Annotated in this window: 22 protein-coding genes; 14 read left to right on the top strand and 8 right to left on the bottom strand. The window is 71.4% G+C overall.

All coding sequences use genetic code 11. From position 1 onward, the window contains the following. Window position 1 precedes the first annotated feature (1 nt). The 6 genes from ACSMX9_RS24860 to ACSMX9_RS24835 all read left to right on the top strand — a co-directional run bounded on the left by ACSMX9_RS24860 (window position 2) and on the right by ACSMX9_RS24835 (window position 6,057). Window positions 2–1,363: a sulfate adenylyltransferase subunit 1 gene (locus tag ACSMX9_RS24860; protein WP_445397127.1), complete on the top strand. Its 1,362-nt coding sequence runs from the start codon at window positions 2–4 to the stop codon at window positions 1,361–1,363. Between the two features lie 274 nt (window positions 1,364–1,637). Beyond that, window positions 1,638–2,759, top strand: a complete 1,122-nt coding sequence (locus ACSMX9_RS24855; protein ID WP_445397125.1) for an aliphatic sulfonate ABC transporter substrate-binding protein — start codon at window positions 1,638–1,640, stop codon at window positions 2,757–2,759. 30 nt (window positions 2,760–2,789) lie between these two features. Further along, window positions 2,790–3,578, top strand: coding sequence for an ABC transporter ATP-binding protein (locus ACSMX9_RS24850; RefSeq protein WP_445397123.1), 789 nt, complete (start codon window positions 2,790–2,792; stop codon window positions 3,576–3,578). Further along, on the top strand, window positions 3,565–4,521 hold the full coding sequence (locus ACSMX9_RS24845) for an ABC transporter permease (RefSeq protein WP_445397121.1): 957 nt from the start codon (window positions 3,565–3,567) through the stop codon (window positions 4,519–4,521). Before ACSMX9_RS24850 ends, ACSMX9_RS24845 begins: the two co-directional genes overlap by 14 nt. A gap of 4 nt (window positions 4,522–4,525) precedes the next feature. Further along, entirely contained in the window at window positions 4,526–5,293 is a 768-nt protein-coding gene (locus ACSMX9_RS24840; protein ID WP_445397119.1) for a sirohydrochlorin chelatase, read from the top strand. A 35-nt stretch (window positions 5,294–5,328) separates the two neighbouring features. Next, window positions 5,329–6,057, top strand: coding sequence for an SDR family oxidoreductase (locus ACSMX9_RS24835; RefSeq protein WP_445397117.1), 729 nt, complete (start codon window positions 5,329–5,331; stop codon window positions 6,055–6,057). 21 nt (window positions 6,058–6,078) lie between these two features. Here ACSMX9_RS24835 and ACSMX9_RS24830 read toward each other — a convergent pair whose 3' ends face one another. Further along, entirely contained in the window at window positions 6,079–6,720 is a 642-nt protein-coding gene (locus tag ACSMX9_RS24830; RefSeq protein ID WP_445397115.1) for a nucleotidyltransferase domain-containing protein, read from the bottom strand. 522 nt (window positions 6,721–7,242) lie between these two features. On the opposite strand from ACSMX9_RS24830, the gene kdpB reads away from it, so the two are divergent. Then, entirely contained in the window at window positions 7,243–9,393 is a 2,151-nt protein-coding gene (gene kdpB / locus ACSMX9_RS24825; RefSeq protein WP_445397113.1) for a potassium-transporting ATPase subunit KdpB, read from the top strand. Window positions 9,394–9,534: 141 nt separating this feature from the next. On the opposite strand, the gene ACSMX9_RS24820 is transcribed toward kdpB, so the two are convergent. The 7 genes from ACSMX9_RS24820 to ACSMX9_RS24790 all read right to left on the bottom strand — a co-directional run bounded on the left by ACSMX9_RS24820 (window position 9,535) and on the right by ACSMX9_RS24790 (window position 15,230). Then, window positions 9,535–9,888, bottom strand: a complete 354-nt coding sequence (locus ACSMX9_RS24820; RefSeq protein WP_445397111.1) for a VOC family protein — start codon at window positions 9,886–9,888, stop codon at window positions 9,535–9,537. Window positions 9,889–9,962: 74 nt separating this feature from the next. Further along, window positions 9,963–10,625, bottom strand: coding sequence for a hypothetical protein (locus ACSMX9_RS24815; protein WP_445397109.1), 663 nt, complete (start codon window positions 10,623–10,625; stop codon window positions 9,963–9,965). Between the two features lie 37 nt (window positions 10,626–10,662). Then, entirely contained in the window at window positions 10,663–13,014 is a 2,352-nt protein-coding gene (locus ACSMX9_RS24810) for a hypothetical protein (protein WP_445397107.1), read from the bottom strand. A 49-nt stretch (window positions 13,015–13,063) separates the two neighbouring features. Beyond that, the gene (locus ACSMX9_RS24805; RefSeq protein ID WP_445397105.1) at window positions 13,064–13,492 is read right to left on the bottom strand and encodes a hypothetical protein; all 429 of its coding nucleotides are present in this window, start codon (window positions 13,490–13,492) and stop codon (window positions 13,064–13,066) included. Window positions 13,493–13,775: 283 nt separating this feature from the next. Then, window positions 13,776–13,988, bottom strand: a complete 213-nt coding sequence (locus ACSMX9_RS24800; RefSeq protein WP_445397103.1) for a DUF397 domain-containing protein — start codon at window positions 13,986–13,988, stop codon at window positions 13,776–13,778. Between the two features lie 85 nt (window positions 13,989–14,073). Next, window positions 14,074–14,271, bottom strand: a complete 198-nt coding sequence (locus ACSMX9_RS24795; RefSeq protein WP_445403091.1) for a DUF397 domain-containing protein — start codon at window positions 14,269–14,271, stop codon at window positions 14,074–14,076. Window positions 14,272–14,276: 5 nt separating this feature from the next. Next, window positions 14,277–15,230, bottom strand: coding sequence for a helix-turn-helix domain-containing protein (locus ACSMX9_RS24790; protein ID WP_445397101.1), 954 nt, complete (start codon window positions 15,228–15,230; stop codon window positions 14,277–14,279). A 165-nt stretch (window positions 15,231–15,395) separates the two neighbouring features. On the opposite strand from ACSMX9_RS24790, the gene ACSMX9_RS24785 reads away from it, so the two are divergent. From ACSMX9_RS24785 to ACSMX9_RS24755, 7 genes are all read left to right on the top strand, one after another. Further along, entirely contained in the window at window positions 15,396–15,632 is a 237-nt protein-coding gene (locus ACSMX9_RS24785) for a hypothetical protein (protein WP_445397099.1), read from the top strand. Window positions 15,633–15,709: 77 nt separating this feature from the next. Further along, window positions 15,710–16,153 carry a hypothetical protein gene (locus ACSMX9_RS24780; protein ID WP_445397098.1) on the top strand — a complete coding sequence of 148 codons (444 nt, stop codon included), beginning with the start codon at window positions 15,710–15,712 and terminating at the stop codon, window positions 16,151–16,153. Beyond that, window positions 16,150–16,881, top strand: a complete 732-nt coding sequence (locus ACSMX9_RS24775; RefSeq protein ID WP_445397097.1) for a hypothetical protein — start codon at window positions 16,150–16,152, stop codon at window positions 16,879–16,881. The genes ACSMX9_RS24780 and ACSMX9_RS24775 overlap by 4 nt, the downstream gene beginning before the upstream one ends. A 515-nt stretch (window positions 16,882–17,396) precedes the next feature. Further along, a complete protein-coding gene (locus tag ACSMX9_RS24770) occupies window positions 17,397–17,597 on the top strand; it encodes a hypothetical protein (protein ID WP_445397095.1) in 201 nt (66 codons plus the stop codon). Between the two features lie 436 nt (window positions 17,598–18,033). Beyond that, window positions 18,034–18,996 carry a phytanoyl-CoA dioxygenase family protein gene (locus ACSMX9_RS24765; RefSeq protein WP_445397093.1) on the top strand — a complete coding sequence of 321 codons (963 nt, stop codon included), beginning with the start codon at window positions 18,034–18,036 and terminating at the stop codon, window positions 18,994–18,996. A gap of 12 nt (window positions 18,997–19,008) precedes the next feature. Beyond that, complete coding sequence (locus tag ACSMX9_RS24760) at window positions 19,009–19,602, top strand: DUF6309 family protein (protein ID WP_445397091.1); 594 nt, start codon at window positions 19,009–19,011, stop codon at window positions 19,600–19,602. Then, a complete protein-coding gene (locus ACSMX9_RS24755) occupies window positions 19,599–23,828 on the top strand; it encodes an amino acid adenylation domain-containing protein (RefSeq protein WP_445397089.1) in 4,230 nt (1,409 codons plus the stop codon). Before ACSMX9_RS24760 ends, ACSMX9_RS24755 begins: the two co-directional genes overlap by 4 nt. Window positions 23,829–23,846 lie beyond the last annotated feature (18 nt).

Raw genomic sequence — 23,846 nt, 5'->3', positions numbered from 1 at the left:
CATGACCAACAGCACCGCGACGGCCGCCGAGTTCGCCGGCCTCTCCGCCACCACCCTGCTGCGCTTCGCCACCGCCGGTTCGGTGGACGACGGCAAGTCCACCCTGGTGGGACGGCTGCTGCACGACTCCAAGTCGGTCCTCGCCGACCAGCTGGAGGCCGTGGAGCACGCCTCCCGCAACCGCGGCCAGGACACCCCCGACCTGGCGCTGCTCACCGACGGGCTGCGCGCCGAGCGGGAGCAGGGCATCACCATCGACGTGGCGTACCGCTACTTCGCCACCCCGCGCCGCCGGTTCATCCTGGCCGACACGCCGGGCCACGTGCAGTACACCCGGAACATGGTGACCGGGGCCTCCACCGCCGAGCTGACCGTGATCCTGGTGGACGCCCGCAACGGCGTCGTCGAGCAGACCCGTCGGCACGCCGCGATCGCCGCCCTGCTGCGGGTGCCGCACGTGGTGCTCGCGGTCAACAAGATGGACCTGGTGGCGTACGCCGAGGAGGTGTTCGCGGACATCGCCGAGGAGTTCACCGCCTACGCCACCGAGCTGGGCGTGCCCGAGGTGACCGCCATCCCGATCTCCGCGCTCGCCGGGGACAACGTGGTGGAGCCCTCCGCCCACATGGACTGGTACGGCGGCCCGACCGTCCTGGAGCACCTGGAGACCGTGCCGGTCAGCCATGACCTCGCGGAGTGCCACGCCCGGCTGCCGGTGCAGTACGTGATCCGGCCGCAGACCGCCGAGTTGCCCGACTACCGGGGCTACGCGGGCCAGATAGCCGCCGGCACCTTCCGGGTGGGCGAGTCGGTCACCGTGCTGCCGTCCGGGCGCACCTCGACGATCGCCGGGATCGACCTGCTGGGCGAACCGGTGGACGCGGCGTGGACCCCGCAGTCGGTGACGGTGTTGCTCGCCGACGACGTCGACGTCTCCCGCGGCGACCTGATCGTGCCGACCGTCGACGCGCCCGCCACCTCGCAGGACATCGAGGCGACGGTCTGCCACGTGGCCGACACGCCGCTGGTCGTGGGCCAGCGGGTGCTGTTGAAGCACACCACCCGCACGGTCAAGGCGATCGTCAAGGAGATCCCGTCCCGGCTCACCCTGGACGACCTCTCCCAGCACCGCGAGCCGGGCCGGCTGGTCGCCAACGACATCGGCCGGGTGAAGGTGCGCACCGCGGAACCGCTCGCGGTGGACGCGTACGCCGACTCCCGGCGCACCGGGTCGTTCCTGCTGATCGACCCGGCCGACGGAACGACCCTGGCCGCGGGGATGGCCGGCGAGTCGTTCACCTCGACCACCACCCCGGCCGCCGGGACCGACGCCGCCGGCGAGGACGACGGGTGGGACTTCTAGCCATGCACGCACGGGGGGAGCGGACCGGCTGATGGACGACAGACGGACGACCGGAGTGGACGTCTTCTCGACGTTCGCGAAGGAAGGAGGGCGGGTCGGCAGCGGCGCGCTCGGCAGCGGGCAGGGCGGTGTCGGGCGATGTGCGTGAAGACGTACGCGCACCGCTTGCGCGCCCTCACCCCCCACCCGCTGTGCCGAGCAAGACGAAGACCTGCCGATCTCCCGGCCACGACATGAGTACGTGACCGCCGGGCCGACGAGGGGAACACCTCCCGTGCCTGCACGCCTCCGCTCCACCACCGTACGACGCGGCCTGGCCGCCGCCCTCGCCCTGCCGCTCCTCGCGGTCGCCGCCACCGCCTGCGGCTACGGTTCCAAAGCCGAGGACAAGAAGGACGGCGACACGGCCCCGACGGCCGGCGCCAAGAAGCTCTCCGCCGACAGAGTCCGGATCGGCTACTTCCCGAACCTGACGCACGCCACCGCGCTCATCGGCGACCAGCGCGGCCTGTTCCAGAAGGAACTGGGCGGCACCACGGCCTCGTACTCCCAGTTCAACGCCGGCCCCTCGGCGATCGAGGCCCTCAACTCGGGCTCCGTCGACATCAGCTGGATCGGCCCCAACCCGGCGATCAACGGCTATGTGAAGTCCAAGGGTTCCAACCTGCGGATCGTCGGTGGTTCGGCCTCCGGCGGGGTGAAGCTCGTGGTCGACCCGAAGAAGATCAAGACTCTGGACGACGTCGAGGGCAAGAAGATCGCGACCCCGCAGTTCGGCAACACCCAGGACGTGGCGCTGCTCAACTGGGCCGCCGAACGGGGCTGGAAGGTCGACCCGCAGAGCGGCAAGGGCGACGTCAACGTCGTCCGCACCGACAACAAGATCACCCCGGACGCCTACCGGTCGGGCTCCATAGACGGGGCCTGGGTCCCGGAGCCGACCGCGTCCCGGCTGGTTGCCCTCGGCGGCAAGGTGCTGCTCAACGAGGCGGACCTGTGGCCGGACAAGAAGTTCGTGATCACCCATGTGATCGTGTCGCAGAAGTTCCTCGACGCCCACCCGGACGTGGTGGAGGCGGTGCTGCGCGGCACGGTGAAGACCAACGCGTGGATCAAGGCCAACCCCGACGAGGCCAAGAAGACCGCCAACGAGAAGCTCAAGGCGCTGTCCGGCAAGCCGCTGCCCGAGGACGTCCTCGACAGTGCCTGGCCGTCGATCGAGTTCACCAACGACCCGCTGGCGTCGACGCTGAAGACCGGGGCGGAGTACGCGGTCAAGGCAGGGCTGCTGGAGAAGCCGGACCTGAAGGGGATCTACGACCTGTCGACCCTGAACAAGGTCCTGGCGGCCGAGGGCGAGCCCGCGGTCGAGGACGCCGGACTCGGCGTCAAGTAGCGGATCGACGACCCCAGGAAGGTGACGACCATGGCCACGACGCTCGCCAAGGCCGCCGACGGCACTGACGCGGCCACGACCGCGGCACGCATCGCACACGTCTCGAAGTCCTTCGACGGCCCCGCCGGGCCACAGCTCGTCCTGGACGACATCAGCCTTGATGTCGCACCGGGAGAGTTCGTCACCCTTCTGGGGGCCTCCGGCTGCGGCAAGTCGACCCTGCTCAACCTGGTGGCAGGGCTGGACCGGCCCTCCGCGGGCACCATCACCACCGACGGGCGCCCCGCCCTGATGTTCCAGGAGCACGCCCTGTTCCCCTGGCTCACCGCGGGCAAGAACATCGAACTCGCCCTGAAGCTGCGGGGCGTGCCGAAGTCGGAGCGCCGCGAACGGGCCGAGGAACTGCTGGAACTGGTCCGGCTGAAGGGCTCGCACGGCAAGCGGGTGCACGAACTGTCCGGCGGCATGCGGCAGCGGGTCGCCATGGCCCGCGCCCTGGCCCAGGACAGCCAACTGCTGCTGATGGACGAGCCGTTCGCCGCGCTCGACGCCATCACCCGGGACGTGCTGCATGACGAGCTGACCCGGATCTGGAGCGAGACCAGGGTCTCCGTCCTCTTCGTCACGCACAACGTCCGCGAGGCGGTGCGGCTCGCCGAGCGGGTCGTGCTGCTCTCCTCCCGGCCGGGCCGGGTGGCGCACGAGTGGCGCGTGGACATCCCGCAGCCGCGCCGCATCGAGGACAGCGCCGTCGCGGAACTGTCCGTCGAGATCACCGAACAACTGCGTGGGGAGATCCGCCGCCATGGCCAGCACTGACACCACGGCCGACCAGGACGGCACGGGCACCGGCCCGGGACAGGGCACGACGACCGTCGCCAAGGCCGGGAAGGACCGGCCGGACCCGCACGACCTCGCCGGTCTGGAGGCGGGGCTGGACGCCCTGGACTCCGTCCAGACCAACCGCACCCCGCTGCGCCAGGCCCTGGTGCGCAAGGTGCTGCCGCCGCTGGTGGCGGTGGCACTGGTGCTGGTGGTGTGGCAGGTCCTGGTGTGGGCCGAGGTCACCGACAGCTACAAGCTGCCGGCGCCGTCCGAGGTGTGGGACGAGGTGGTCACCTCCTGGGAACAGGGCACCCTGCTCGACTTCATCTGGACCAGTGTGTCCCGGGGTCTGCTCGGGTTCCTGTTCGCCCTCGCCATCGGCACCCCGCTGGGCCTGCTGGTCGCCCGGGTCCGGTTCGTCCGGGCGGCGATCGGGCCGATCCTGTCCGGCCTCCAGTCGCTGCCGTCGGTGGCGTGGGTGCCGCCCGCGGTGATCTGGCTCGGACTCAACGACCAGATGATGTTCGCCGTCATCCTGCTCGGTGCGGTCCCCTCGATCGCGAACGGGCTGGTCTCCGGCGTGGACCAGGTGCCCCCGCTGTTCCTGCGCGCGGGGCGCACCCTGGGCGCGACGGGGCTCCGGCACACCTGGCACATCGTGATGCCGGCAGCGCTGCCCGGCTATCTCGCGGGCCTCAAGCAGGGCTGGGCGTTCTCCTGGCGTTCGCTGATGGCCGCGGAGATCATCGCCTCCTCTCCGGAGTTGGGCGTGGGGCTCGGACAGCTCCTGGAGAACGGCCGCAACGCGAGCAGCATGTCCATGGTGTTCCTGGCCATCCTGCTGATCCTGATCGTCGGCATCGCGATCGACCTGCTGATCTTCAGTCCGCTGGAGCGGTGGGTGCTGCGCAGCCGCGGCCTGTTGGTGAAGAGCTGATCCCATGACCGATCCCGTCCTCCTCGTCGTCGCCCACGGCAGCCGCGATCCGCGGCACGCGGCGACCGTGCACGCCCTGGTGGAGCGCGTACGGGCGCAGCGGCCCGGACTGCGGGTGGAAACCGGCTTCCTCGACTTCAACGTGCCCACGGTCAGCTCCGTGCTGGGCGCGCTGGCCGCCGAAGGCGTGCGCGAGGTCGTCGCCCAACCGCTGCTGCTGACCCGGGCGTTCCACGCCAAGGCCGACATCCCCGCGGTCCTGCGGGAGGCGCCGCCCGGACTGCGGGTGCGCCGGGCCGAGGTGCTGGGGCCGTCACCGCTGCTGACGGCCGTGCTGGAGAGACGGCTGTACGAGGCCGGGCTCAGGCCCGGCGACAAGTCCACGACCGGGGTCGTCCTCGCGTCGGCGGGCTCCACAGACCCGGAGGCGATCGCGGTGATCGCAGAAATCGCGCGGGAGTGGCGGCACACCGGTTGGTGCGCCGTGCGGCCCGCGTTCGCCTCCGCGTCCCTTCCCCGCACCGAGGACGCGGTGCGGGCCCTACGGGCGGAGGGGGTCCACCGCATCGCGGTGGCCCCCTACGTCCTGGCCCCCGGTTTCCTTCCCGACCGGATCGCGCGCGGCGCGGCCGAGGCGGGCGCCGATCTGGTCGCCGGGGTGCTGGGGGACTCACCGGAGGTGGCGCGGTTGCTGCTGCGCCGCTACGACGCGGCGCTGGCCGCCCGGCTGGCGCCGCGGACGCCCGCGTCCGTGGTGCGGTTGGGCGCCTGAGCCCCCACCGGCAGACACGGCTTCGGGACACCGACATGAGATTCGACGACCACCGCGTGGTCATCACCGCAGCCGGCCGCGACTTCGGACGCACCGTGGCCGTCCGTCTCGCGGACCTCGGCGCCGAGGTCTTCCTCTCCGCGCGCGCCCTCACCGCCGCCGAACGGGTCCGCGACGAGATTCGCGGCCGGGGCCACCAGCGGGTCCACGCCTTCGCCTGCGACCTGACGGACCCGGCCTCGATCCGCGCCTTCGCGGCCGGCGTCGCCCGGCACACCGACCGCATCGACGTGCTGGTCAACAACGGCTCCCGCTACCTCGAAGGGCCGGACCTTCCCTCCGCCTCCGACGCCGAGATCGTCGACACCCTCGCATCCGGCGCCACCGGCACCGTCCTGACCGTGAAGAACTTCCTCCCCCTCCTCCTCAACTCGAACAAGCCGGACGTGGTGACCATGGTCTCCGCCTGCGGAACGGCCGGTCACCACCGCTCGGACGCACACGACGCCTTCTACGCGGCCAAGAGCGCCCAGGCGGGGTTCACCGAGATCCTCTCCCGGCGCCTGAGGCCCCGGGGAGTCCGGGTGATCTCCCTCTACCCGCCCGACTTCGACAACCCCGACCCGCTCTCCGAGGAGTGGGAGAACGCGCCGCGTGGGGCCGAGGACGCCCTCACCGCGCAGTCGCTCGTGGAGTGCGTCCTCTTCGCCCTCGCCCAGCCCCGCGACTGCTTCATCAAGGCGTTCCACTTCGAACAGGTCTGACCGGTTCCGGTCGAACGCCGGCTACAGGGCCGCGATCCAGGGGTGTCCCGGGTGCAGGCGGCTGAGCATCCCGGCCAGGGTCTCGCGCCGGGCCGGGGCCAGGTGCGGGACGGTCGTCTCGAAGTCCGTCTGATCCTTCGGGCGGGTGTGCTTGGCCTTGAACAGCAGGACCAGTTCGGGCGCCAGGTAGGGGATGCCTTCACGGGTCCGATGGACGATGTCGCCGTAGGGGAACCGGATGCCCTCGTCGCGTCGACAGATCCAGGTGTCGCCTTCGTGCGGTTCGCGGAACACGTCGAGCAGGTAGTTTCCGGTGGCCGGATCGCGGAGCCACGTCTGGTGCACGGCGGCCAACTCCTCCGGCGTGGCGTCCTCCCAGATCCGGCCGCTGCCCACCGCGTCGAAGACGTGTCCGGGGAAGCGGTGGCGGACCTCGGCGAAGTGCGCGGCCGGAACCGCGATCTCGATGTCCCCGTGAGCGCGCGTCTGCCGGCCCCGGAACAGGTCCAGCGCCCAGCCCGCGGCCACGTACCAGGGCGTGCTGATCCCGGCCAGCCGGCGCGCGACCTCGCCCGGGGTCCAGCAGGACGACCACCTGGCGGGGAGGGCTTCGATCTCGTCGGGTGACAGCTCGATGCCGCCGTCGGGCAGTTGCCGGCTCATCGCAGGAACCTATCAGCGGGCTCGAAGCCGCGGACCCGGTGGCGGCGAGCCGGCCGGGGTGGTCGGTCGGTCCGCCGCCCGGCGTTCCCGACGGCGCGTCAGCTCCCCGCCCCGGGCGGCCCTGTGGAATCCGACCGTCTTGACCCGATCCTGACGTCCTGTCAGCTCACTTTGGCGAAGCCTTGACGGTGCGTCGGCCCCGCCCGTCAGGACAGCGTCAATTCGGGTCATCCCACGCCTATTCGGGGCCCGGGTGGCCTAGCTTTTCCTCGGTCGCCCACCGGACCGCGGGGACCACCGCGGGCTCGCGCGCCCCGGCCGCGGGCGGGCGGAACGGCACCTCCGCCAGGCTTCCGCGCGACTCCCGCACGCCCGCTCCCCGCACGACGCCACCCTCCGTCCCCCAGCCCACCGTCCCTCCGCCTCCCCCGCACCGGGAAGCGCACGGGGACGGCCCGCCAAGCCCTCCCGGCCCCGCCGAGCGGGCCGGGCCGGGCCGGGCTCAGCAGAAGGTCATCCGCGATGCACACCCGCGCACCCCAGTCGCCCCCCACGAACGTTGCCGTCACGACGCCGCAGCGTCCTGCGACCCCGCCGGACCACCGTTCCCCCCGCGGCAGACTGCTCGACCCGGTGCAACTCGTCAGGTGCCTCCCGGAAGCGGTGCGCAAGCTGCACCCGCGGTCCCTGGCACGCAACCCGGTGTTGTTCGTCGTGGGCATCGGCTCCGCCCTCACCACCCTCTCGGCCGTGTTCGACCCCTCCGTGTTCACCTGGGTGATCAGCGTCTGGCTCTGGCTGACGGTGATCTTCGCCAACCTCGCCGAAGCGGTGGCGGAAGGCCGGGGCAAGGCCCAGGCCGAGTCGCTGCGCAGGGCCCGGACGGACATGACGGCGCTGCGCATCCGCCACTGGCAGTACGGGACGAACCTGCGCAACGCCGAGATGGAGCGGGTCTCCACCGCCGACCTCAAGCCCTTCGACTTCGTGCTCGTCGAGGCCGGCGAGCCGGTGCCCGCGGACGGGGAAGTCGTCGACGGGGTCGCCACGGTCGACGAGTCCGCCGTCACCGGCGAGTCCGCCCCGGTCATCCGGGAGGCCGGCGGCGACCGCACCGGGGTGACGGGCGGGACGACGGTGCTCTCGGACCGCATCGTCGTACGGGTCACCTCACGCCCCGGCCACTCCTTCATGGACCGGATGATCGCCCTGGTCGAGGGCGCCACGCGGCAACGCACCCCCAACGAGACCGCGCTGCACATCCTGCTCGCCGCGCTCACCGTCGTCTTCGTGCTGGTGGTCGTCACCATCCAGCCCATGGCCTCGCACGCCGGTGCCGTCCCGTCCACCACGGTCCTGGTGGCCCTGCTCGTCACCCTGATCCCGACGACGATCGGTGCGCTGCTCTCGGCGATCGGCATCGCGGGCATGGACCGGCTCGTGCGACGCAACGTCCTGGCCATGTCGGGCCGCGCGGTCGAGGCCGCGGGAGACATCGGCACCCTGCTCCTGGACAAGACGGGAACCATCACCTTCGGCAACCGCAAGGCCGTCGACTTCGTCCCGCTGCCGGGCGTCGAGGAGGCACGGCTGGTCACCGCCGCGCAACTGGCCTCCCTCGCCGACGAGACGCCCGAGGGCCGCTCGGTGGTGGCGCTCGCCCGGGAACGGTACGGGCTACGGGCCCCGTCCCACGAGGAGTTGGCCCGCGCCCGGTACGTGCGGTTCAGCGCCCTGACCCGGATGAGCGGGATCGACCTGCCCGCGGCGGACGGCTCCTACCACGTCCGCAAGGGCGCCGCGGCGCAGGTCATCGCCTGGGTGCAACGATACGGCGGCACGGTCCCGGACGAGGCCCGCGTCTGGAGCGACCGGATCTCGACCGCGGGCGGCACCCCGCTGCTGGTCGCAGCCCACGACGGACGCGCCCCGCACCTGCTCGGGATCGTCTACCTCAAGGACGTGGTGAAGGACGGCATCCGGGAACGCTTCGCGGAGCTGCGCCGCATGGGCATCCGCACGGTGATGGTCACCGGCGACAACCCGCTGACCGCGCGGGCCATCGCCCAGGAGGCGGGGGTCGACGACTACCTGGCCGAGGCCACCCCGGAGGACAAACTCGCCCTGATCAAGGAGGAGCAGGCCGGCGGCAAGCTGGTCGCGATGACCGGCGACGGCACCAACGACGCCCCCGCCCTCGCCCAGGCCGACGTCGGCGTCGCCATGAACACCGGCACCTCGGCGGCGAAGGAGGCGGGCAACATGGTCGACCTGGACTCCGACCCGACCAAGCTCATCGAGATCGTCGAGATCGGCAAGCAACTCCTGATCACCCGGGGCGCACTAACTACGTTCTCGGTCACCAACGACGTCGCGAAGTACTTCGCGATCATTCCCGCCATGTTCACCGGCGTCCACCCCGGACTCGAAAAGCTGAACGTCATGGGCCTGCACAGCCCCATGACCGCGATCACCTCGGCCATCATCTTCAACGCCCTGATCATCGTGGCGCTGATCCCGCTCGCCCTGCGGGGCGTCCGCTACCGGCCCGCCTCCGCACACGACCTGCTCCGCCGCAACCTGGCCGTGTACGGCCTCGGCGGACTCGTCCTGCCCTTCGTCGGCATCAAGCTGATCGACCTGGTGGTCACCACCGTCCCGGGCTTCGGCTGAGGCTTCCCCTCCTGTCCGTCTCCGGGTGCGCTGGTCGGCGCCGTTCCTCGACGGGCACGGCCCTCACCCGCGTCGGGTCCCGGACCCGGACATGACGGTGGCCCCCGTGCGAACGGGGCGAACGGGCCCCACCGTTGCCGTCTACGGACGCCGCTGACCGAGGACGCAGAACTCGTTCCCCTCGGGGTCCGCCAGGACCACCCACGACTGCTCGCCCTGGCCGATGTCGACGCGTCGTGCGCCGTGGGCCACCAGACGGGCCACCTCGGCGTCCTGGTCGTCGGGCCGGAAGTCGAGGTGCAACCGGCTCTTGGCCCGCTTGGCCTCGTCGACCCGGACGAAGTCCAGGCCGGGCAGGCGATCCGGCGCGGGGCGGATCTCGAACTCGTCGTCGGAGGTGTGGACGACGACCCAACCGAGCGCCTCGGCCCACCACTGCCCCAGGGCAGCCGGGTCCACCGCGTGCACGATCACCTGTTCCCATTCCAAGGCCATCCGCCGAGCATAAGCCTGGTGCCCAGTCGGGACCAGGCATGACGCCTTCGGCCGGCCGGGCCCAATCCCCGGCCCTACGCCGGGGTCAGCGAGGGCTTGGGCTTCAGACCCCCGTTGTCCTTGCAGCCCAGTTCCTTCGCCATGGCCAAGGCCAGCGAGTGCACCAAGGTCGCATAAGCATCCTTCAGAGCGCGAAGATCATCCCTCGCATTCACCTCCTTCCTCGCGATCAGAGCGTCAATGGTCACGTAATCAGGAGTCACCGTGAGATCGTCCTTCTTGTAGCAAGCAAAGGTCAAGAAAGCGGCATTGGAATCAGCACCCGACCCCACACCCATCGGCAGCTTCGTAAATCTCGAAGTGGGACTCATGGGCTTTCCTAGAACATTTGACAATCGCCAAGTGGAACGCACCTGAAAATCATCCAGGGGAGAAGAAATACGACAGACGTCTCCGTATCCAGTCACGGAGCTCTCCCCGGCACGGACCAACTCCCGGGCAGCAGCACGGACCGTGGATTCATCAGCAGACGGCCGGAAGCGAGAAACATCGGTGATCAACTCAAGAGCCTTCCCTGCCTCCTTGGAGAGAACTCCGCCACAAAGACGTCCAGCTGCCACAGAATCTTCTTCCTGATCCTTGCTGTCACCATCGGCACTACAGCCCGTCAAGGCGAACAGCGCAAGCCCTACCACCACCGCACAGAGCTTACTCGTTTTTGTATCAGAAATTTTCATTCCACCCTCCCGCACTATCGACACAAGACAACCCACTTCAGCCGGTTTCCGGACCCTTACCCTGCTGATCCTCCTTCCCTTGCCCCCTGCTGTACCCGCTCTGCATCGATTCCTTGAGGTCTTGCGGGAACCCTTCCTTGATTTCATCTTCATGCAGGTCCAGGAAAGAAATCATCGGCGCTTCAGTCCTCCTTTCACCAATCTTGTATATTCCTTCAGTCTCGTCTCCGATGAGTTCTTCGGTCTTCTTCTTGTGCTCTTCGATCGAGCTGCCGGAAATTTCCCCGACGACCTGACCGACGGCCTGCTCCACCGCTATTCCACCAGTCTCCGTCGCAAGCGGAATGAGAACGGCGGCTGTACCCACGGCCGCGGTCGCGGGAAGGAAGGCGACGCCCGCCGTCACACCGATGGCCGCACCGAACTGAATGAGTCCAGCGCGTTTCTGGACCGCCTTCTCGTACTCCTCGTGAGCCTTGAGGCCCTCCGCCTCGACTTGATCAGCACGCGACTTGTCAAGCATGCCCTGCACTTCGGAACCCACGAAGAGTGCCGACCTCGTGCCACCGGTGTCGATCTTGCCTTCCGGGCTCACCTGGCTTTCCATCACGCTGCGTGTGTAGACCTGCTCCGCCGTCGCGAGCGTCGCATAGGCATCGGGGTGTTGTCCGAGGGCGCTGAGGAAGTCCCTGGCAATGTCTCGTCCATCCGGATAGGGAGTATTGTCCGAGAAGTCCAGGCGGCCTTCCGTATCCCTGCCCGATGCGAAGACGCTGTCCTTGTCGTTCAGGTCCAAGGCCCAGTTGATGTCGTCGATGTATCCGGCGCCCATGTTCCCGAGGCTGTCGGACAGGGCTTCTTGGTTCTTGAGCAGGCCCGTGTCGGAGCCGTACTTCTCCATGACCTTGCGCATGAGGTCGGCGTTCTCCGCGTCCCGCACCACGCTTCCGTCCGGCTGGCCGGCCGGATAGCCGAGGGTCGCGGCTTCCAGGGCCTTGCCCAGGGCGTCGGGCATGTGGTTGAGGGACTCCTTCATGTCCCCCATGTCGTGCGTGGTGATGTCGGCGAAGCCGTCCCACTTCTCGGTGCCGAAGTAATCGAGGTAGTTGTCGATCGGGACGTTGTTGGCCTTTCCGAGGTCGGCCGTTCCCTTGCTGTCGACGGTACCGTCCTCCTTGTAGGCGGTCGGCGGGTCGGTGAAGAAGCGCTTGGCCGCCTCCGGGCTGTTGCCAAGGGCCTCCAGCATGGCCGTCATGGGGTCGTAGCCCGCGCCGTTGACGCCGGAGGGGTTGAACGGGTTCTTGAAGGGGCCGTTGATCGACTTGTTCTCGGCGAACAGCCTGGAATCCTTCTGGTGGAGCTGGGCCACGTGCTCGGCGATCGGGTTCAGGAACTTGGGGTCGTAGTTCCCGTAGCGCATGATGCCGCCGAGGAGCTGGTACCCGAAGGGCTTGTTGTAGTCGTACTTCTCCAACTGGATCCGCTCGGTGCCCAGTTTGCGCAGCTCCGGGCCCCACTCGGCGGTGAACGCCTTGTCATGGGAGGCGGTGGCCAGATTGAGCCCCAGGTTCCGCTGGAGTTCCTGGACGTCCTTGAGTCGTTCCTTGTCGACCTTGCCGCGGTCGTAGGTGTCGGTGGAGAGCTGGCCGAAGAAGGCGAGGGACTTCTCCGGGCCGAGCTTCTCGTAGAAGTTCTTCGAGAACTCCACGGACTTGCCGTTCTCCCTCAACAACTCGTTGAGGGACTGGAGTTCGGTGTGGGTCAGGTCGCGGCCCTTGGCCGCCAGGCCAGCAGCCCGCGCGGCCTCCTCCTGGTCCAGGTTCGTGTACTTCGGGGCGCTGAAGTCCTTGCGGTCGGTGACGTTGGCCTCAAGGGCCTTCTTGAAGGAGACGTCCACGTCGTTGCAGTTGTCGACGATGGTGTCGATCCTCTTCTGCCAGGAGTCGACGGCCTTCCGCTGCTGTTCGAGGATGAGCGGGTAGTCGGGATCGCGCATGCGCTGGGCCGGGGGGATGTCCTCCACCGGGTTGCGGGCGGTGACCTTGCCCTTGGCGTCCACGTGGATGCGGGCGGCCGGACCCTCGTCGTCGCGGATGCTCACCAGGTCGTCCTTGGCCTTCTTGATGGCCGCGTGGGCTTCCTCCAGGATCAGCTTCACGCCCTTGGCCTCGGCGGCGGCGTCCGCGAACTCCTTGGCCGTCTTGGTGATGAACTCCTTGGTGACGCCCGCGTTGACGCCCTCCCACCTGGCCTGGTTCGCCCGGGCCCGCATGCCGTCCGCGGCGGCCTGCGCAAGCCGGTCCAGCTTGCGTTCCATCTCGGCCCAGTCGTCGGCGGCGGCCTTCAACTTCCCCACGGGCGCGTTGATGATGTCCTCGTACTTCAGCACGTCGAGATTCCCCCGGTCGTTCGGTACTGCGGTCCGTGCGCGTCGTCCACTACTTCAGGTACTCGGTGAGCTTGGAGATCGAGGCCATCTCGCCGCCGATCTTCACGTCGTCCTTGGAGTGGAGGGCCTTCGTGTAGTCCAGGTGGTTCGAGATCTGCGAGCACGCGTCGAGCAGCGTCTTGACATGGGTGTTCCAGCGGTCGTGCACCTTGAGCAGCGCAGAACCACTCGCGAACTCGCCGTTGGTCAGGGCGATCGCCGCGTCGAAGGTGGTGGTGCGGGCGTGGTCGCCGTCCTTGGTGAGCCGGGTGCGCAGGTCGTAGGCGTCGTTGCCGATGCGGCCGAGGTCGTCCCGGTTGACCACCAGGTCGGACGTTCCTCCTCCCCCGCCGCCCTGGGCCGCGGCGCTGTTGAGACGCATGGCGGTGCGCTGCGCCGCCGCAGCACGGAGCTCGGCCCACTCCTCGTCGAACGACATCGATCCCCCGTCGTGCTCGCAGGCCGGCCCGTCCGGTGAGCGCGGCCACGGAACTCCCTACCGTACTCTCACCTTCCCGTGCCCCTGCCGGGCCTCGTCGGGCGCGCGCCGAGCCCCCACACCCACCGCGCCCATGACGAACCTCTCGGAGGAACGGGGCGGGTGCCCGGGGGTTCAGCGCACCCGGACGGCACCGCATCCTGGTGGCCCGGACGGGGAGCGGCCCCGTCACCACCGGCTCGGGGTGACGGGGCCGTCGTGCTCGCCGGGTCGGCGTCGGCGGTCAGACCGCGCCGAACTCGCCGCCCTTGACACCCGCCACGAAGGACGAGAACGCCGTGGTCGGAAGGGTCAGCACCGGGCCGGCCAGGTCCTTGGAGTCACGGACCGGGACCGTACCCGTCACGGCCGCGTCCGGCGCCCACTCGACACAGGATCCACCGTTGCCGCTGTAGCTGGACTTGACCCAGCGGAGAGAAGGAGATTCGGAGCTCATGGGGTTCCCTTTCGCATGACTAGAGATGCAGCTACCAGGGGCGTTGGCACCCTTGTTCGGACACACGGTTCCGGCCCGTTCGGCTCTATCCCGCCCGAACCAACGTCACCAGCCCCACCCACGCCTGCGACGTCACCATCAACACCGGACCTCCAACACACTTGCTGTCACGCACCGGCACCACACCGCTTGCACCCGCATACCGCGGCGCCCACTCGACGCACTCGCCACCGTTTGCGCCGCTGTAGCTGGACTTGACCCAGTCCCGATCGGTTATGGGCATGTGAATCATGAGTATTCGTCCTTCAGAACAGAGTCGATCAGTGCTGTCGACTCATCGGGAGGCAGAGCCATGGCCGTTAGCAGATCAAAGGTATCCCGCGCCTCGCTCACATCGTCCGGCTCGGCAAGCAGGTAGCCGCGGGGGAACCCGTCCGCATGGACCACGTCGGCCCCTTCTGCGAACGACAAGATACCGAAGGGGCTGAACGGACTGGGGTAGCCGTGCTCCCGCTCCTTGTTCTCAATGATCTGCACTCGATGAAGGGGGGTCTCCGCGATACTCTGCAGGTGGGTAAGTTGCTCCCGCATGACTTCCCGGTTGCCGACCGTGGTGCGCAGCACGTTCTCGTTGACAACGAGCCACAACCGAGCAGGGTTCTCCCGCCTCAAGATGCGTTGGCGCTCCAGTCGAGCCGTAACCAGATCCTCCAGGTTGTTGGGTCTGCCCCCGCGTAGTACCGCGCGGGCGTATCCCCCGGTCTGAACCAGTCCAGGCAGCAGTTGAGGCTGGTACATGCGCACGACACTGGCTTTCCACTCCAGTTCGACGTACCGCCGGAACCAGGGTGGAAATGCATACCTCAACGCCAACGGCCACATCCGAACGAACCGCCCCCGCGCGTGAGGGAAAACTCGATCACAGGTCTCGGCGAACTCCAACTGCGGGACACGGTCGCCGGATTCAATCTTGGCTACCAGTGAATGGCCGCAGTGCGCTTCCTTTCCGAGTTCTCGACGCGACATGTTCAGCGCTTCACGCTCGATCCGGACCTCATTACCGAAGTGAGCAAGAGGAGACACCGTCGGGTCCAACTTCTCGGACTCCGCTTCGACAATCAAACAAACCTCCGAGGAACCTCGGACAAGGAGCCCTGTCCGACTTTTGGGGCTGTCGGAGCGTACGCCTCGCCCGTTCTCATGGCGGAACCACGAACCAACCGGAACGAGCAGGCGATGCACGGCGAGATGGTAGCCCCCACCAAGCACCCAGTGGATACCCGCACGACACGATCGACAGTCCCCACAACGGAGTTGACCCGCAGGCGGGAGGAGGACCAGGGCAGCGACCGCATCCGTGTGGGTGATCTGGCCTACGACATCCGGAGGCACGTCAGAGGCGTGGCCATGGACACGAGTACAGGGGCGGACCTGCTCAGCCTCCGCCCCCGGGGCGGTGGGGTCGAGTGGACGGCCAGGAGGGCGGAGGTCCGCCCCGCAAGGACCGCGGACCGGCCGCGTTCCGCCCTGGTCGAGGTGAACGCACGGAGTCACCGGCGCTACGACCGGGTGCTGTTCGACACGGTGCAGTGGGACCCGCCCGAGGGCGTCGACCCGCGCACCCTGCCGGGGGTGACCACATGAGGTGGTCCCGCGCGCGTCGCGTGCGCCCTCACGCCCCGGTCGGGGCGACCGCCCCTGCGCCCCCGCACGTGCCCTCCGTGCCCGATTCCCCCCGGTTCTACCGGGCCTTGGCCCTTTCGGAGAGTCGGATCGCCGGTACGAGCCGGCGCGAACAGGTCGTCCTGGGCTCGTTCGCCAGCCCGTATCCGGGGCGGGTGTTGCGTTGGCTCCGCCGGCAGGCGGTACGGATCGCCAACGGGTTGGACCCCGACCCGTTCGTCCTCCCCTCGGTGTCCGCGGCCGTGCTGCGGCCCGACCGCAGCGGGCAGCGCATCGGGGACGTGCCCACCGACCTGCGGGCCTGGGCCGAGGACGATCGGCCCCGGCGTGCCGCGCGACACCGGCTCCTCGCCGGTGACCCCTTCCTCCTGGTGAGCGTGGACCACACCGGCTGGTACGCGCTCACCGCCTGGCCCGTCCGTGCACCGGAGCCCGGCTTCCCCCCGTCCTTCACCACCCTCGACCCCTGGCAGGACGCATGACCTCCGATCGGCTCGAAGAACTCCGCGACGCCCTCAACGGCTTGGCCCGTTGGTCCGCCGACACCTCCCGGTGGGAGGACGTGCAGGTCCTGGCCGGGAGGGCGACGCCCCTGGTCTGGGAGGAGTTGAAGGCGCGGGAGGTGTGGCACGAACTGGAGCCCGCCGACCGCGCCGCCCTCTACTGGTGCCTGCACACCGGTCACCGGATCAACCTCGGTGTCGATCCGGACATCGGTGACTGGCGACCGCTGTTCGCCGAACTCGCCCGCGAGTGCGCCTACTTCGCTTCCCGCTGCACGCCCGGGCACCCCGAGCGCTGGCCCGAGGCACGGCACCGGGTGCACGAGCACACCGAGGTCGTGCCGGCGCTGCTGTGGTACCGGTCCCTTCCCGCGGCCTGGCGGCCCGAGGTGTTCCGGGCCCTGGAGTCCACCCCGGGGACGGCTCGGGACTCCGCGGACGAGCCGCCCTCCCTGTGGGACGTCCTCAGCGCCGTCCAGCGGAGCGCCCTGCACGAAGACGCGCCCCGTACGGAAGGCCGCCAGGCGTCCGGCGACGGGATCGACACCGCCGAACTGTTCGACTCGCTCCCCGAGGGCTGGCAGCTCGAAACCGTCCGCCGGCTGGCCGCCGGTCGCCGGCCCCGTCGCACCGTCACCGCGGCCAGGGAAGTGATCGCCGGGCTCCCCCTCTTCGGGGTGCGGCTCCTGCCCGCGCCCCCTCCGTGACCTCTGCGGGATTCGTCCCCTGGTCCGGTCCCTCGCCCGTCGTTCGGCGGCCCGGCGGGGGGAGCGACGGTTCCGGTACGGCGCACGGGTGCGTGCCGTGGGACGCCGTGCCCGGGGCGCGTCCCACTGACCCCTCGGCCACCGCGGGGGCGGCCGGTCGGTGGGCCCGGGCCCGATGGACGCGTCCGGTGCCGTGCGCCAGAGCACACGCGCCCGGGCCCGTGCCCGCACGCGCCCGGGTATGCATCTGGACGTACCGGGCGGAGCCGGCCACCGTCGAATGCGGAACCGCCCCAACAGACCGCGCCAACGGTCCGTCGGGGCTCGCCGAACCAGCTTTAAGGGAGCTGACCGACGTATGCGTGATCGTATCGCCCGGACACCCGTACGAGTGTCCGCCCACCTGCCGTTGACCTGCGCGTCCCTCCGGGACGCCACCTCGACGCCCCGCGCGCCCGTTCCCCTCCCCACTCCCGGTCCCCGCCCGGTCCGCAGCGGTGCGAGCGGGGGCCGGCATGACGCGTGACGCGCTCATCAGCGGACCGCCCGCCGAATCCGGTGCCCACTGCTGCCTGTGCGGGCGTTGGACCACCGCCCCCGTGGTGATCGGATACGACTGCCAGGGCGGCGGCGCCGGGTTCGTCGCGCACCGCGTGTGCCCCCAGCACGTGGCGACGCCCGGTTCGTGCACCGCGAACCACGGCAGCGGCCCCTGAGCCCGCCCGCCCCGCCCGACCGTGCTTCGGGCGGGGCGGGCGCCGTCACCGGCCGTCTCCGCCCGTCTGCCGGAGCCGGTCGTCAGACCGGCCGGACGGTGTCGTGCGGAGGCACGTGGTGGCGGGAGCGGTCCGCGGGCCCACGGCCGGAGGTGCCCGCCGAGGTCCGGTCCGGCGCCCGGTGTCCAGCGGTACGGACGGTGCGTCACCGCAGGCGGACCGGGCCGGAATCGGCCGTCCGCCGCGGGGCCCGCACGGTGGGTCCATCGCCCTCCAGCCGCGCCCCGGGGGGCGGGAGTGGTGCACGGGACGGGTGACGGCGACCCGGCGGCGTTCGGCGGTGCACCAGGGGTGGCGCGAAGACGCCCTCGGAGCGCGGCGGGTCTTGTTCCGCGTGCAAACGGCACGCAATACTCACCAGCGCAGACTACCTTGCGTGATCGTCAACTCCCTCTTCGTGGTGATCGCGCTTCCGTCACGGCGATCACGGATGGTGCGACACCGCCGACGTCAGGACGACTCCGCGCCCGCGCGTCTCCCCTGGCCCGCCGTGCCGCGGCCCTCCGTGCGTGCCGTCGTCCGAAAGGGGTGGGTCGGCTCGGTGCCGTCGTCCTCCGGGGGGCCTGGGGCCCTCGACGCCGCACAACGCCATCAGTTCACGGAATCCGGGTACCTGGTCCTGCCCGGACTCCTCCCGCCTCAGCTGCGCGCCGGCCTCGTGCCGGAGGTCGACCGCTGGGTGGACGAGGGACTGCGCGCCCGTTCCATCGCCGCCTGCACCGATCCAGGCAGCGCCGCCCCACCACCCATGATGGAGCTGGAGCTGGGGGCGCACGGCGCCCTCCTCACCCACCCCCCGCTCCTGCGGGCCCTCGCCCAACTCCTCGGCCCCTCGTTCGTCTTCCACCACCTGCACAGCGACCGTCAGGCGCCGGACCTCCCCGGCAAGTCCTGGCACCACGACTACGAACCCAACGACCGTGCGGACCCGGGGCTGTTGATGGTGCACGCCCTGCACTACCTGGGCGGCTTGGACGAGAAGGTGGGGAGCCTCGCGGTGCTCCCGGGCTCGCACCGGCGGTCCGTCGACAAGACCGCGCTCGCCCACCACGGCACCGAGGTGCTCCCCGGGGAGGTGGTGCTGGACCGGCTGCCGCCGGGCACGACCGTGCTGCTCAACTCGGCGCTGTTCCACACCCGCCGGCCCGCGCCGCTCGGCGGCGACAGCCCCCGCTACTTCGTCGACGCCTCCTACTGCCAGGTGGGCGCCCGATGGCGGCCCGTCAAGCCCTTCTGGCGCCAGATGCTCGCCCGGGCCCGTGAACTGGACCTGGCCGGAGATCAATGGCCGGAGCTGTTCGCGGAGCGACACTTCACCGAGTACACCCGAGCGGTCTGAAGGAGCATCGCCGTGGAAATCGTCACCCCCGTGGACTTCAACGACGTCCGGCGCGCCTATGCGCGGGACCATCCACTGGAACGGGCCCACGAGGCCAACACCAACGCGGACGGCGTGCAGGCCCTCGCCCTCGCCGACCAGGACCTGCACCACTGGTGGCACGTCCGGCTGTCCCGGGCGGACGTGCTGCGCGTCGTGCTGCCCTGGCACCTCAGCGAGGGCGGTGCCCGCGAGTTGGTGCCGCGCAGCGGGCTGACGGTCGCTCAGGCGGCGGAACGCATCCGGGACGGCGGGTCCGGCTGGACCGCCGACAACCCGGTATGCGCCCACAAGCTGGTGCTGATGGAGCGGGCGCCGTTGACCCCGATCTACCTCAGCACCCGGGCCATCGCGCACTCGGACTACTCGGACCTGAAGGTACGGGAGGGACTCATCCACATCGACGGCCTCCACCGCATGCTGGCCTGGGAGTTGACCGGGCGGCTGCCCGACCGGCCCGAGCTGGACTGCTTCCTCGCGGGCGACCCCCAACTGCCGGTGGGCACCGGGGACGCGCCGCACCGGGCCCGACCGGCCGGCAGTCGAACGGGGGACGACCAGGCGTGACCTCGGCGACGCAGCACGCCCCGCTGGCCAGATCCACCGACTCGCTCTCCGACCTGCTGGCCCGCACCGCCCGGGCCCACCCGCACCGCACCGCCCTGAGCGACCCGGTCCGCACCCTCGACTACCGCACCCTGGACGCCGTCGCGGACCGGGTGGCGGGCCGGCTGGACGCACTGGACGTCGGCCCGGGCGACCGGGTGGCCCTGCTCGGTCCCCGGGACGCCCGCATGGTGGCCCTGCTGCACGGGGTGCTGCGCTCGGGGGCCGCGGCGGTGCTGGTCGACCCGGAGTGGTCGGCGGCCGACCTGGCCCGCCGGCTGGACGCCGTCCGGGTGTGCCGGGTGCTCAGCACCGAGTCCGCACTCAGCGGCCCGGGGCCCACCGAGTGGGTGGACCTCGACGGGGACGCCGGGGCCGCCGTCGAGGTCCGCCGGCCCGGCGCCGTCCGCCCGGTCGACACCGACCTGGCCTACCTCTCCTTCACCTCGGGTTCGAGCGGCGAACCCAAGGCGGTGGCCGTCACGCACGCCAACGCGGTGCACTACGCACGGGCCTTGGCCGGCCGGCTGGGGCGCACGGACGCCACCGCGGACGTGCCGCGGATCGCGCACGTCACCACCCTGGCCGCCGACCTCGGGCACACCGCGTGGCTGTGGGCGTTGGCGGTCGGCGGCTCGGTGCACGTGGTGTCGGACCGGGAGGCCCGCGATCCGCAGGCGTTCTGGGCCGCTCTGCGCACCGCGGGCGTCACCGCGCTGAAGACGACGCCGTCCCATCTGACGGCACTGCTGGACGGCCGGCCGGCCGCCTCGCGACCGCTGCACACGGTGCTCCTGGGCGGAGAGCCGCTGCCCAGGCCGCTGGCCGCCGCGGTGCTGGAGTCGGGGGTCGCCGCCCGGGTCGTCAACCACTACGGTCCGACCGAGACGACGGTCGGCGCCGCCTGCTTCGTCGCCGACCGGGCCGGCCGGTTGCCCCCCGACGAGCCCACCGTGCCGATCGGCACCGGCATCGGCGAGGTGGTGCTCCGCGTCCTGGACGAGCAGGGGCGGCCGGTCGCGGACGGCACGGTCGGGGAACTCTTCATCGGGGGCCGGGGCGTCAGCGCGGGCTACTTCGACCGGCCCGCCGAGACCGCCCGCAGCTTCCCCCGCCCCGCGGCCGGGGCGGGCGGCCCGGCCTACCGCACCGGTGACCTGTGCCGCCGCCGGGCGGACGGCGCCCTCGTCTTCGTCGGCCGCGTCGACCGTCAGGTGAAGGTGCGCGGCTTCCGGGTGGACCTCGCCGAGGTGGAACGGGCCGTCGACGCCTTCCCCGGGGTCAGCGGCGGTGCCGTACTGGTCCGGGACACCCCCCTGGGCAAGCAACTGGTCGCCGCGGTAAGGGTGGTGGACCGGACCGGGGAGACCGTCCGACGGCTCGGGGCACATCTGCGCGACCGGCTCCCCGCGCACGCCGTCCCCCAACCCATCCTGCCGTTCCCGGAGTTACCGGTCGGCGCCAACGGCAAGCTGGACCGGCGGCGGCTGGACGCCCTGGTCGCCGAGGCCATCGAGGCCCGGGCGCAGGACGGCTCGGCGGGGCCCCTCGCCCCCGCCGACCATCCGCGTCGGACGGCCCTGGCCGGGACGCTCGCCGCGTTCTGGGCCAGTGCGCTGGGACTGACCCGGGTCGGGGTGCACACCGAGGTGCTGGCCCTCGGCGGGGACTCCCTCCTCGCCATGCGGACCATCGCCTTCCTGCGCAGGTCGGGCCACCACGTCGGCTACGAGGACTTCTACCGGCACCCGACCGCCGCCCGGCTGGCCGCCGCCGCCTCCACCGCCCGCCCGACCGTCCCCGCGCCCCGGGCCGACGACCGGGGCCCGCACCTGGCCCCCGCGCAGCGGTGGTTGTTCGGGCAGCGCCTGGACGACCTGCGGCACTGGAACCAGTCGGTGGTGCTGCGCTGCCGGAAGGACGTCGACCCGGGGGCGCTCGGGGCGGCCGTGGCGGCCGTGCTGACGCGCCATCCGGCCCTGCGCCGGCCGCTCACCGCGGACGGCTACGGCCCGCCGCGGCCGGTGGCCGAGACGGACGCGCTGTCCTTCTCCCGGTTGCCCGCCGACCCGGGGGCGGTGGCCGACACGGTCACCGGGCTCTGCACCGCACTCCACCGCAGCATGGACCCGGAGGCGGGCCGGCTGCTGCGCGTCCACCTGTTCCGCGGCGCCGGGGGCACCGACGACCGGCTGGCCCTGGTCGCCCACCACCTGGTCGTCGACGGGCTGTCGTGGCGGGTGCTGCTGGACGACCTCGCCCACGGCTACCGGGCCGCCGCCGGGGGGCGCCCGGTGGACCTGCCGCCCACCCCGGACTTCTACCGGTGGGCGGCGAGCGCGCCGCCGGCACCGGAGGCGGCGGAGCCGGAGCCCGCGGCCGCGAGCCAGCCGGGCACCCTGGTCTGGACGCTCGACCAGCCGGGCACCGCCCGGCTGGTCGCCCGGTGCGGCGCGGGCCCCGGGCTGGAGGCCCTGCTGCTGGCCGCCTTCGCCGACGCGCTGCTCGCCGAGGACGACCGCCCCCGGCTCGCGGTGGAGGTCGAGACCCACGGCCGGGACGCGGCGGGCGGAGCCGACGCCCAGGTGGACACCGTCGGCTGGTTCACCGCCGTCAAGGAGGTGGTGCTCGACGCGTCCGCCGCGGGGCCGGGCGGACCGCCCGGGGACGTCCGGGTGCGGGAGGTCGGCGAACGGTTGCGCCGGGCCCCCGTCCGGCCGATGGACCGGGCGGGCGCCCGCCCGCGGACCGGGTTCAACTTCCTGGGCACCTTCCGCCTGCCGCACGAACCCGCCCTGGACTGGACGGTGGCCGACGAACCGGCCGGGCTCGCCCGGTGCCCCGGCGGCGACCCGCTGTACGCGCTCCGGCTCACCGCGCGCATCGTCGAGGACCGGCTGGTGACCGACCTGGTGCACGGGGTGCCGATGGTGCCCCGGGAGACGGCGCGGCGGGTCGTCGGACGCTTCGCCCGGGCCGTCGCCGAGGCGGCGGGCGCCCGGGCCGCCGCCCCGGTCCCGGTCCCCCTGTCGACCTCCGGGCAGTTGCTCCACACCGGCCGGCAGCGGCCCCGGTCCGCCGCGCCCGGGCGGCTGGTGGTCGACGAACCCGCCCGGGTGCTGCTCACCGGTGCCACCGGCTACCTCGGCGGGCACCTGTGCACCGCGCTCCTCGAACGCGGTGCCCACGTCGTCTGTCTGGTCCGCGCCGAGCACGAGGCGGCGGCGGCCCGTCGGCTGGCCGCGGCCCACCCGCGGGTCGAGGCGGTGGCCGGTGACGTCGACCGGGAGGGGCTCGGGCTGTCCCCGGCGGGGCTGATCCGGGCCCGCACCGCACGGATCGTGGTCCATGCCGCCGCGGACGTCCGGCTGGTGGCCCCGCCCACCGCGCTGGCCCGGACCAACCACCACGCGGTGCGGCGCCTGTTGACCTGGGTGGACGCCCACGCCCCGGAGGCCCGCTTCCACCACGTCTCCACCCTGGCCGTGGCCGGCACCCTGCCGGGCGACGGGCCCGCCCGCCGGTTCGGCGAGGCGGACCTCCACCTGGGCCAGGACTTCGGGACCCCCTACGAGCGCACCAAGTTCGCGGCGGAGGAGACGGTGCGGGCCTGGGCCGCGACCGGCCGCCCGTACTGGGTGCACCGCAGCGGGCACATCGCCGCGCACAGCCGCAGCGGCGCCTTCCAGGCGAACCCGGGCGACAACCGGATCTACCAGCTGCTGCGCGGCTACCTGTTGGCCGGTGCCGCACCGCGGCGGCCGTCCACCGCGTTCGCGTTCTCCCACGTGGACACGGTGGCGGCGGGCATCGCGGCGATCGCCCTGGACCCGTGCGCGGCGCCCGGCGCGTACCACGTCGAAACCCCCTACGACACGCCGCACGACGAGGTGGTCGGATGGCTCGCGGCGCACGGTCACCGGGTCCGGCTCACCGACGACGACGCGTTCGCCGCCGCCCTCGACCGGGTCGGACGCAGCCACCCGGAGGCGGCGGGGGTCGCCGCGGCGTGGTCCCTCCAGGGGGAGCGCCGCATCGCCGTCGACCGCTCCTACACCACGGCCGTCCTCGACCGGCTGGGCGTGCGGTTCGCCGCGCCGACGGCGCAGTGGTTCGGCGCGGCGCTCGACTGGGCCGCCGGCACCGGCTTCCTCCCGCCGGTCGACGTCCCCGGCCGACCGCACTGACCCGGCCCCGGCCCACCA

This window comes from Streptomyces sp. LE64, from assembly GCF_052606915.1.
This window is presented reverse-complemented; position numbering and strand designations above follow the sequence as displayed.

What these genes read in the sequence shown, in the direction of transcription:
- ACSMX9_RS24845 (WP_445397121.1), top strand. Translation starts at nt 3,565, where the DNA reads ATGGCCAGCACTGACACCACGGCCGACCAGGACGGCACGGGCACCGGC.
- ACSMX9_RS24795 (WP_445403091.1), bottom strand. Translation starts at nt 14,271, where the DNA reads ATGCCCATAACCGATCGGGACTGGGTCAAGTCCAGCTACAGCGGCGCA.
- ACSMX9_RS24770 (WP_445397095.1), top strand. Translation starts at nt 17,397, where the DNA reads ATGACGCGTGACGCGCTCATCAGCGGACCGCCCGCCGAATCCGGTGCC.
- ACSMX9_RS24830 (WP_445397115.1), bottom strand. Translation starts at nt 6,720, where the DNA reads ATGAGCCGGCAACTGCCCGACGGCGGCATCGAGCTGTCACCCGACGAG.
- ACSMX9_RS24805 (WP_445397105.1), bottom strand. Translation starts at nt 13,492, where the DNA reads ATGTCGTTCGACGAGGAGTGGGCCGAGCTCCGTGCTGCGGCGGCGCAG.
- ACSMX9_RS24850 (WP_445397123.1), top strand. Translation starts at nt 2,790, where the DNA reads ATGGCCACGACGCTCGCCAAGGCCGCCGACGGCACTGACGCGGCCACG.
- ACSMX9_RS24840 (WP_445397119.1), top strand. Translation starts at nt 4,526, where the DNA reads ATGACCGATCCCGTCCTCCTCGTCGTCGCCCACGGCAGCCGCGATCCG.
- ACSMX9_RS24775 (WP_445397097.1), top strand. Translation starts at nt 16,150, where the DNA reads ATGACCTCCGATCGGCTCGAAGAACTCCGCGACGCCCTCAACGGCTTG.
- ACSMX9_RS24860 (WP_445397127.1), top strand. Translation starts at nt 2, where the DNA reads ATGACCAACAGCACCGCGACGGCCGCCGAGTTCGCCGGCCTCTCCGCC.
- ACSMX9_RS24835 (WP_445397117.1), top strand. Translation starts at nt 5,329, where the DNA reads ATGAGATTCGACGACCACCGCGTGGTCATCACCGCAGCCGGCCGCGAC.
- ACSMX9_RS24815 (WP_445397109.1), bottom strand. Translation starts at nt 10,625, where the DNA reads ATGAAAATTTCTGATACAAAAACGAGTAAGCTCTGTGCGGTGGTGGTA.
- ACSMX9_RS24785 (WP_445397099.1), top strand. Translation starts at nt 15,396, where the DNA reads ATGGACACGAGTACAGGGGCGGACCTGCTCAGCCTCCGCCCCCGGGGC.
- ACSMX9_RS24800 (WP_445397103.1), bottom strand. Translation starts at nt 13,988, where the DNA reads ATGAGCTCCGAATCTCCTTCTCTCCGCTGGGTCAAGTCCAGCTACAGC.
- kdpB (WP_445397113.1), top strand. Translation starts at nt 7,243, where the DNA reads ATGCACACCCGCGCACCCCAGTCGCCCCCCACGAACGTTGCCGTCACG.
- ACSMX9_RS24820 (WP_445397111.1), bottom strand. Translation starts at nt 9,888, where the DNA reads ATGGCCTTGGAATGGGAACAGGTGATCGTGCACGCGGTGGACCCGGCT.